Source organism: Paenibacillus oleatilyticus, from assembly GCF_018998565.1.
Lineage (GTDB): Bacteria > Bacillota > Bacilli > Paenibacillales > NBRC-103111 > Paenibacillus_G > Paenibacillus_G oleatilyticus.
The window spans coordinates 1-2550 of record NZ_JAHNZO010000068.1 but is presented as its reverse complement, the minus strand read 5'-3'; the positions used below and the strand labels follow the sequence as shown (position 1 = coordinate 2550).

At 54.7% G+C, this 2550-nt stretch carries 1 rRNA gene; it reads right to left on the bottom strand.

The features are described 5' to 3' along the window. A 23S ribosomal RNA gene (locus tag KQX66_RS36295) occupies window positions 1-2550 on the bottom strand; the annotation flags it as partial.

Sequence of the window (2550 nt, the reverse complement as noted above, 5' to 3'; positions counted from 1 at the left end):
GCTTCCACCCCGAACCTATCAACCTCGTCGTCTACAAGGGGTCTTACATACTGGGAAATCTCATCTTGAGGGGGGCTTCACGCTTAGATGCTTTCAGCGCTTATCCCTTCCGTACTTGGCTATCCAGCCGTGCTCCTGGCGGAACAACTGGTACACCAGCGGTACGTCCATCCCGGTCCTCTCGTACTAAGGACAGCTCCTCTCAAATTTCCTACGCCCGCGACAGATAGGGACCGAACTGTCTCACGACGTTCTGAACCCAGCTCGCGTACCGCTTTAATGGGCGAACAGCCCAACCCTTGGGACCTACTTCAGCCCCAGGATGCGATGAGCCGACATCGAGGTGCCAAACCTCCCCGTCGATGTGGACTCTTGGGGGAGATAAGCCTGTTATCCCCAGGGTAGCTTTTATCCGTTGAGCGATGGCCCTTCCATTCGGTACCACCGGATCACTAAGCCCGACTTTCGTCCCTGCTCGACCTGTTTGTCTCGCAGTCAAGCTCCCTTATGCCTTTGCACTCTTCGAATGATTTCCAACCATTCTGAGGGAACCTTGGGGCGCCTCCGTTACACTTTAGGAGGCGACCGCCCCAGTCAAACTGCCCACCTGACACTGTCCTCGTACCGGGTCACGGTACCAAGTTAGAACTCCGATACGATCAGGGTGGTATCCCAACGTCGCCTCCACACAAGCTGGCGCTCATGCTTCTTAGGCTCCCACCTATCCTGTACAGATCGTACCAAAGTCCAATATCAAGCTGCAGTAAAGCTCCATGGGGTCTTTCCGTCTTGTCGCGGGTAACCTGCATCTTCACAGGTATTAAAATTTCACCGGATCTCTCGTTGAGACAGCGCCCAAGTCGTTACGCCATTCGTGCGGGTCAGAATTTACCTGACAAGGAATTTCGCTACCTTAGGACCGTTATAGTTACGGCCGCCGTTTACTGGGGCTTCGGTTCACAGCTTCGGATTGCTCCTAACCGCTCCCCTTAACCTTCCAGCACCGGGCAGGCGTCAGCCCGTATACTTCGCCTTGCGGCTTCGCACAGACCTGTGTTTTTGCTAAACAGTCGCTTGGGCCTTTTCACTGCGGCCCCCTCGGGCTATTCACCCTACCGAGGCACCCCTTCTCCCGAAGTTACGGGGTCATTTTGCCGAGTTCCTTAACGAGAGTTCTTCCGCGCGCCTTAGCATGCTCTGCTCGCCTACCTGTGTCGGTTTGCGGTACGGGCACCTTCTCCCTGGCTAGAGGCTTTTCTTGGCAGCTTGAACTCATGACCTTCGGTACTGTAATTTTCCCTCCCCATCACAGCCCAGCCTTAACGGTATGCGGATTTGCCTGCATACCAGCCTCACTGCTTGGACGAGCATCCATCAGCTCGCGTCACTATCCTTCTGCGTCACCCCATCGCTCATAACGGTTCACGGTGGTACAGGAATTTCAACCTGTTGTCCTTCGACTACGCCTTTCGGCCTCGCCTTAGGTCCCGACTTACCCTGAGCGGACGAACCTTCCTCAGGAACCCTTAGGCTTACGGCGGATCAGATTCTCACTGATCTTTTCGTTACTCATACCGGCATTCTCACTTGTATGCAGTCCACCAGTCCTCACGATCTAGCTTCTACCCGCATACAACGCTCCCCTACTGCCCACAAAGGACCCATAGCTTCGGTGGTGTGTTTAGCCCCGTTACATTTTCGGCGCAGAGTCACTCGACCAGTGAGCTATTACGCACTCTTTCAATGGTGGCTGCTTCTAAGCCAACATCCTGGTTGTCTGTGCAACTCCACATCCTTTCCCACTTAACACACACTTGGGGACCTTAGCTGATGATCTGGGCTGTTTCCCTCTTGACAATGGATCTTAGCACTCACTGTCTGACTCCCGGGATAACGTCTGTGGCATTCAGAGTTTGACTGGACTTGGTAACCCTTGGCGGGCCCCGCACCCAATCAGTGCTTTACCTCCACGACGCATCTCCCGAGGCTAGCCCTAAAGCTATTTCGGGGAGAACCAGCTATCTCCGAGTTCGATTGGAATTTCTCCGCTACCCCCACCTCATCCCCGAATTTTTCAACATTCGTGGGTTCGGGCCTCCAGTGCGTGTTACCGCACCTTCACCCTGGGCAGGGGTAGATCACACGGTTTCGGGTCTACGTCCACGTACTCATGCGCCCTATTCAGACTCGCTTTCGCTGCGGCTACGGCTTCTCACCTTAACCTCGCACGGGAACGTAACTCGCCGGTTCATTCTACAAAAGGCACGCCATCACCCGTTAACGGGCTCTGACTTCTTGTAAGCACACGGTTTCAGGTTCTATTTCACTCCGCTCCCGCGGTTCTTTTCACCTTTCCCTCACGGTACTGCTTCACTATCGGTCACCAGGGAGTATTTAGCCTTGGCAGATGGTCCTGCCGGATTCAGACGGGGTTTCACGTGTCCCGCCCTACTCAGGATACGCCTAGGATGTTCGCAGACTTTCGGCTACGGGGCTCTTACCCACTATGGCCAGCCTTTCCAGACCGGTTCACCTAACCTGCTGCATCCA